Source organism: Micromonospora sp. NPDC005707 (assembly GCF_040631005.1).
GTDB lineage: Bacteria > Actinomycetota > Actinomycetes > Mycobacteriales > Micromonosporaceae > Micromonospora.
The window spans coordinates 434,763-441,108 of the sequence record NZ_JBEXYR010000008.1 but is presented as its reverse complement, the minus strand read 5'-3'; the positions used below and the strand labels follow the sequence as shown (position 1 = coordinate 441,108).

The window sequence follows — 6,346 nt, the reverse complement described above, 5'->3', positions numbered from 1 at the left end:
CGTTCGTCCTGAGCCAGGATCAAACTCTCCAACAAAAATCTTTGTTGAACAATCATCCTGACAACAAAAGTGTTGCCAAAGGAATCCCAACCAGCAAACCCTCCCAAAGAAGAGCTGCCAGTCCGGGGTATAAATCAATTTGGCACTGGCTTATCAAGCACCCTGTTGAGTTCTCAAAGAACAACCACACACCATCCGGAAACCCCACACCGTGGAGCCCCCGTCCGGGGCATTTCGTTTACCACACCCGCCGCTCTCGCGCCGGGCACTTTTACTACGTTACCTCACCGTCTCTGCCGTGTCAAACCGTGTGTCCCGGTCTGTCACGCTTCGTACGGGTCGGCGCCGCTGAACACGCGCAGCGGCGGACCGCTGTGCTTGGTCATCGGATTTGGCAGGCCGGCCACTTGCGGTGTCCCGCCAGCTCGCCCGGTGCCCTGCCGGTCGTCAACCTTACCCGGTCGGTTCCGCTGCGCCAAATCCGCCCTGCGGCGTTTTCGGCGAGCCCCACCCGGGTCCAGCTCCGTGGAGGTAGAACCTCGTCGGTGCCGGCGCCAGTCCCGGTTCCGGGCCCCAGGACCTTCGTCCCGTTTGCCCCGTTCCGCGCTGGCAGAGAGAAAGTTACGCGGATTCGGGTTTGATCGTCAAATCCAGGGGTAGCGTCCCGCGTCACATCATCACCGCAGGGCTATCTTCCCTGCTCAACGGCGCTGCGGCGAGGGTTCCCCCGCTCCCGGCCAGGGCCGGGCGGCCCGCGTACAGGGGACACAGCGCTCCTGGGCGCCGCTCCATTCCCGAGGAGCCGCGGAAATCCCGCCCGGGACCGGCGGCGTCGGGAGGCGACGCTCAGGCGGTCGGCCGGCGGCGGGCCGCGAGCCAGCCCCGGATGCCGAGCACTCCGACGGTCGTACCGATGGCCAGCGACGCCGCGATGAGCAGCGCGTGCACCCAGAGGAAGCTGGTCGGGCTGCCCTCGCCGACCGTGCCGGCCGACCACGCCCGCGGGTCGTTCCAGATGGCGACCGCGAACCGCGGCCAGATCACCCAGGTCCAGACCCCGACCCCGACCAGGAACAGCGACCAGCCGCGCGACAGCACCATGGCTGGCCAGTATGCCAGCGGGAGGTCGCCGCAGGTCAGGTCAGGAGCCCGAGGACCGGAGCATGCGGAAGGTCAACGAGTACCGCAGCGCCGGCACCGGCGGGATGCTGTGCTGCCACGCGGTCCGGGCCGCCCCGGTGAGCGCGTACCCGGAGCGGGGCCCGAGCTCCAGCTCGTACACCCGGCGGTCCTCTCCGGTGCCGCGCTGGAACCGCAGCAGGCACGCGGAGCCCAGCGAGAGGCCGACGACGGTCGGCCCGAAGGCGGGTGCGTCGCGGTGCCAGCCGATGACGGAGCCCGGTGGATAGCGGGTGACGAGCGTCTGGGCGAGCGCCTCGGGCTCGACCCCGGCGAGCGCCGCGCACCGCTCGCGCACCCAGCGCAGCGCCACCGGAAGCGCCTCGGTGGCCGTGAGCTGGAAGGAGCCGTAGTCGTAGTCGTAGCCGAAGTGCCGGACGGTGCGCCGGGCGATCTGCCCGTGCATGCGGACCTCGCGGAAGTCGAGCGAGTCGAGTGTGGCGACCAACGAGCGTTCCTCGTCGTCGTCGACCAGGTCCGGCTGGTAGGTGAGCCCCGCCGGCCGCTCGTGGATTCCCCGCATCCTGCCCACCCGGCGACCGTAACGGCGGGCCGGCCCACGCGCCGCGCGAATCCGGCCCGCCCTCGGTGCTCAGAAGCAGGTGACCGCCCCGCCGATCGCCGGGTTCGCCCGGTCGTGGCGGTGGACGACACCCGCCGGGTCGGTCATCGAGCCGCCCCAGATCGCACAGCCGGCGCCGACGTAGAGGTGGACCGGGCCGGCGGCGTAGCGGCGGTTGCCCTCGTCCGCCCGGTGGGTCGTCCACTCCGGGTCCAGGTAGACGCTGGTCCCGGTGAGCGTGCCGACGTACGCGGATTTCAGGGTGACCGTGCAGCCGTACCCGGTGAGGGGATTGCGGAGGAGGTGGACGGTGCCGAGCCGCGCGCCGGTGGCGGTGTCGTGGATCGGGTCCTGGTCCACGGCGGTGAAGCCGAGCCCGCAGAGCGCCTGCGGGGTGTACGGGTTGACCACCGCGGCCGCCGCGCCGGTGCCCGCCACCGCCACCAGCACGGCCGCCCCGGCCGCCACCATCCCGATTCGTCCAATGGCTCGCTGCATGTGAATTCCCTTTCCTGGTGCCGACCGGATGCGGGATCAGAATGGTGTGGACGGCGGCCCCACCGAATGTGCGCGCTGGACACTCCGGTCCGCGCTCCGGTGTGCCGGACGACCGCAACACGGCCTCCCACCTGCGCGGGAGTGGTCTGGTTGATCGGTGGAAGTCGATTATGAGGTATCTCGCAGAACCGATCCCACATGAATTCGGAATTGCATTCGTGTTTCCCCGATTCGCCGGCCGGGCACTGTTCCGGGTGGCGACACGAACGACACCCGGAGGTGGCACCATGCAGCCGTTCAATCCGTGGCTCTGGCGGGACCCGTCGGCCCTAGCGGGCGGCTACGAGCAGAGCCGCCCGGACGACGTGCCGCGGCAGCGGCCCGAGGGCACCGCCGACGACGGCCCCGACGCGCCCGGCCCGGGCACTCCGATCGACCTCACGGGCTACCGGGTGGAGGCGACCGACGGCCGGATCGGCGCGGTCGACCGGGCGAGCGAGGACGCCGGCGCGGGCTATCTGGTGGTGGACACCGGGCCGTGGATCTTCGGCCGGAAGGTGTTGCTGCCGGTCGGCACGGTGGCCCGGGTCGACCACCTGGAGCGCGTCGTGCAGGTGGACCGGACCCGGGACCAGGTCAAGGAGTCACCGGCCTTCGACCCCGACGACTTCGGCCGCGCCGAGTATCGCGAGCAGGTCGGCGACTACTACGCCCAGAGCTACCGGCGGGACTGAGCAGGCCGTTCCGGTCTGCGCGGTGGGCCGGGGACCGGCTACCGTGTCAGGCATGGTCCGGCCGAGCACCTGCGCCCCGAAGACCCTCGACGGTCTCCCGGCGGCTGCCGCTCCGGTTCTCCCGGCCCGCGTCGACGACGGTCGGGAGCAGATCCTCGACGTCCTCCGTGCCGGTGGGCTGCGGTTCCGCGCCGGCGGGCGATGGCGGCGCTCGCACTGACGAGCCAACCCCACTGATCCGGGCACACCCCGGGTCTCTTCCGCGCGCCCGCGCGTCCTTCACCGCACAGCCACGAGAGGCGTACGACCATGTCCTCAGCACGGATGCTCACCGGTGACCGCCCGACCGGGCGGCTGCACCTGGGCCACTACGTCGGCAGCATCGCCAACCGGGTGAAGCTGCACCAGCGCTACGAGAGCTTCTTCATCATCGCCGACCTGCACATGCTCACCACGCGGAACAGCCGCGAGGACATCGAGCAGGTCTCCCGCAACGCCCGCGAGATGGTCACCGACATCCTCGCCGCCGGTGTCGAGCCGGACCGGGCCACCTTCTACCTCCAGTCGGCGATCCCCGAGGTCGGCGACCTGAACACCCTGTTCCAGAACCTGATCACCGTGCCCCGGCTGGAACGGGTCCCGTCGCTCAAGGAGATGAGCCGCGACGCCGGCAAGGAGGAGATGCCGTACGGGCTGCTCGGGTATCCGGTCCTCCAGGCCGCCGACATCCTCTGCGTGAAGGGGCAGGTCGTGCCGGTGGGCAAGGACAACGCCGCGCACGTGGAGGTGACCCGGGAGATCGCTCGGCGCTTCAACCACCTCTACGGCGAGGTCTTCCCCGTACCCGAAATGATCATGTCGGAGACGCCCAACCTGGTCGGCACCGACGGCGCCGGGAAGATGAGCAAGAGCAAGGGGAACGCCATCGCGCTCTCCGACGACCCGGCCACGGTGCGGCGCAAGGTGCTGGGCATGTACACCGACCCGAACCGGATCCGCGCCGACGTGCCGGGCACGGTCGAGGGGAACCCGGTCTTCGCGTACCTCGACGTGTTCCACCCGGACCGGGCGACCGTCGAGGAGTTGAAGACGCGCTACCGGGCCGGCCGGGTCGGTGACGTCGAGGTCAAGGAGGAACTGGCGGGCGCGCTCAACCGGTTCCTCGACCCGGTCCGCGAGCGGCGGGCCCGGTTCGAGGGGCAACCCGGCCTGGTCGATGAGCTGATCGTCGCGGGCACCGAGCGGACCCGCGCCGAGGTGCGCCGCACCCTTGTCGAGGTCCGCCGGGCGATGGGTCTGACCAGCGCGTACACCCAGGTGCGGCGGCGGGCCGAGCGCTACCGCAAGACCGCCGGCACGCCGGCCTGAGTTCCCGGGTACGCCGGCCGGCCGGCCCGGGAACGGCCTTGCGCCGCCCCCGGGCCGACCGGCTAGGCTGCCGGCATGACCAGCTCGCACGCGTACCCGACGGCGTCTTCCGACGTCCTGTTCGGCGCGCTGCGACGCCGGCGGTCCCGCGACCGCCTGCGCTGAGCATTCCTCACTGCGACCGGCGGATCGAGCCGCCGGTCATCGCCGATCGTCCTCGGTCCGCCCGCATCCCCGTCCGGTGATCCGCCTGGGGCGGATCCGAGCGAGATCGGCGTACCCATGGATCTGGAGAAACTGCTGACCGACCGGCTGGCGCCGGCGTTCGCGACGGTGGCCGGCGTGCCGGTCGACCCGGTCGTGCGGCGCTCCCAGCGGGCGGACTTCCAGTCCGACGCGGCGCTGGCGCTGGCCCGGCGGATCGGCCGGCCGCCGCGGGCCGTCGCCACCGAGGTGCTGGAGCGCGCGGAACTGGCCGACCTGTGCAGCGTGGCGGAGGTGTCCGGTCCGGGTTTCCTCAACCTGACCGTGGCCGACGAGGCCCTGGCCGGGCTGGTCTCCGCCCTGGCCACCGACCCGCGGCTCGGGGTGCCGGCGACCACCACCCCGGAGACCGTGGTGATCGACTACTCGGCGCCCAACGTGGCGAAGGAGATGCACGTCGGGCACCTGCGCTCGACCGTGATCGGCGACGCCGCGGCCCGGCTGCTGGAGTGGCTGGGGCACCGGGTGCTGCGGGCCAACCACCTGGGCGACTGGGGCACCCCCTTCGGCATGCTGATCGAGCACCTGGCCGACCTGGGCGAGACCGAGGCGGCGCGGGAGCTGTCGATGGGCGACCTGGACTCGTTCTACAAGGCGGCCCGGGCCAAGTTCGACGCGGACGAGGCGTTCCGCGAGCGGTCCCGGCTGCGCGTGGTGGCGTTGCAGGGCGGGGATCCGTCGACGCTGCGGCTGTGGCGGCTGCTCGTGGAGCAGTCCGAGCGCTACTTCCTCACCGTCTACGACCTGCTCGACGTCACCCTCACCGAGCGGGACTTCCACGGCGAGAGCAGCTACAACGACCTGCTCGGCCCGGTGGTCGATGAACTGGACCGGCTCGGGCTGCTGCGGTCCAGCGACGGCGCGGCCTGCGTGTTCCCGCCCGGCTCGGTGGGCCGGGACGGCGAGCCGCTGCCGCTCATCGTGCGCAAGTCCGACGGCGGGTACGGCTATCCGGCGACCGACCTCGCGGCGATCCGGCACCGGACCGGCACGCTGGGCGCGACCCGACTGCTCTATGTGGTCGGGCTGCCGCAGCGGCGGCACTTCGAGATGGTCTACGCCGCCGCCGCGCAGGCCGGTTGGGTGGCCCCGCCCGCCCGGGCCGAGCATGTCGGGTTCGGCTCGATCCTCGGGCCGGACGGGCGGATGCTGCGCAGCCGGGCCGGCGGGTCGGTGAAGCTGGTCGGGCTCCTGGAGGAGGCGGTGGCCCGCGCCACCGCGCTGGCCAGGGAGCGGAATCCGGAGCTGAGCGACGCGGAGTCGGCCGAGGTGGGCCGGGCGGTCGGCATCGGCGCGATCAAGTACGCCGACCTGTCCAGCGACCGGCACAAGGACTACGTGCTCGACTGGGAGCGGATGTTGTCGCTGGACGGCAACACGGCCCCCTACCTCCAGTACGCGTACTCCCGGATCCGGTCGATCTTCCGGCGGGCCGGGGTGGCGGCGCGGCCGGAGGCGGGGATCTCGCTGGCCGAGCCGGCCGAGCGGGCGCTCGCCTTCGAGCTGGTCGGCTTCGGCGCGGTGGTCGGCGAGGTGGCGGAGAACCTGGAGTTCCACCACCTGACCGGCTATCTGTCCCGGCTCGCCGCCGCCTTCAGCGCCTTCTACGAGCGTTGCCCCGTGCTGCGGGCCGACGAGCCGGTCCGGGAGAGCCGGCTCGTGCTCTGCGACCTGACCGCGCGGGTGCTCCGGCAGGGCCTCCACCTGCTCGGCATCCGCACCCCGGAGCGGCTGTAAGGGC

7 protein-coding genes are annotated in these 6,346 nt (G+C 71.6%); 4 read left to right on the top strand and 3 right to left on the bottom strand.

Annotation, left to right across the window (positions count from 1 at the left end):
* Positions 1–846 precede the first annotated feature (846 nt).
* The 3 genes from ABZ452_RS19535 to ABZ452_RS19525 all read right to left on the bottom strand — a co-directional run bounded on the left by ABZ452_RS19535 (position 847) and on the right by ABZ452_RS19525 (position 2,239).
* Positions 847–1,101 carry a hypothetical protein gene (locus ABZ452_RS19535; protein ID WP_355643363.1) on the bottom strand — a complete coding sequence of 85 codons (255 nt, stop codon included), beginning with the start codon at positions 1,099–1,101 and terminating at the stop codon, positions 847–849.
* Between the two features lie 40 nt (positions 1,102–1,141).
* Positions 1,142–1,702, bottom strand: a complete 561-nt coding sequence (locus ABZ452_RS19530) for an alpha-ketoglutarate-dependent dioxygenase AlkB (protein WP_357944620.1) — start codon at positions 1,700–1,702, stop codon at positions 1,142–1,144.
* A gap of 69 nt (positions 1,703–1,771) precedes the next feature.
* Positions 1,772–2,239, bottom strand: a complete 468-nt coding sequence (locus ABZ452_RS19525; RefSeq protein ID WP_357944559.1) for a hypothetical protein — start codon at positions 2,237–2,239, stop codon at positions 1,772–1,774.
* Between the two features lie 287 nt (positions 2,240–2,526).
* On the opposite strand from ABZ452_RS19525, the gene ABZ452_RS19520 reads away from it, so the two are divergent.
* From ABZ452_RS19520 to argS, 4 genes are all read left to right on the top strand, one after another.
* Positions 2,527–2,973 carry a PRC-barrel domain-containing protein gene (locus tag ABZ452_RS19520; protein WP_357944557.1) on the top strand — a complete coding sequence of 149 codons (447 nt, stop codon included), beginning with the start codon at positions 2,527–2,529 and terminating at the stop codon, positions 2,971–2,973.
* Between the two features lie 52 nt (positions 2,974–3,025).
* The gene (locus ABZ452_RS19515) at positions 3,026–3,193 is read left to right on the top strand and encodes a hypothetical protein (protein WP_357944554.1); all 168 of its coding nucleotides are present in this window, start codon (positions 3,026–3,028) and stop codon (positions 3,191–3,193) included.
* An 89-nt stretch (positions 3,194–3,282) separates the two neighbouring features.
* A complete protein-coding gene (gene trpS, locus ABZ452_RS19510; RefSeq protein ID WP_357944551.1) occupies positions 3,283–4,341 on the top strand; it encodes a tryptophan--tRNA ligase in 1,059 nt (352 codons plus the stop codon).
* Positions 4,342–4,623: 282 nt separating this feature from the next.
* Positions 4,624–6,342 carry an arginine--tRNA ligase gene (argS, locus tag ABZ452_RS19505; RefSeq protein WP_357944548.1) on the top strand — a complete coding sequence of 573 codons (1,719 nt, stop codon included), beginning with the start codon at positions 4,624–4,626 and terminating at the stop codon, positions 6,340–6,342.
* Positions 6,343–6,346 lie beyond the last annotated feature (4 nt).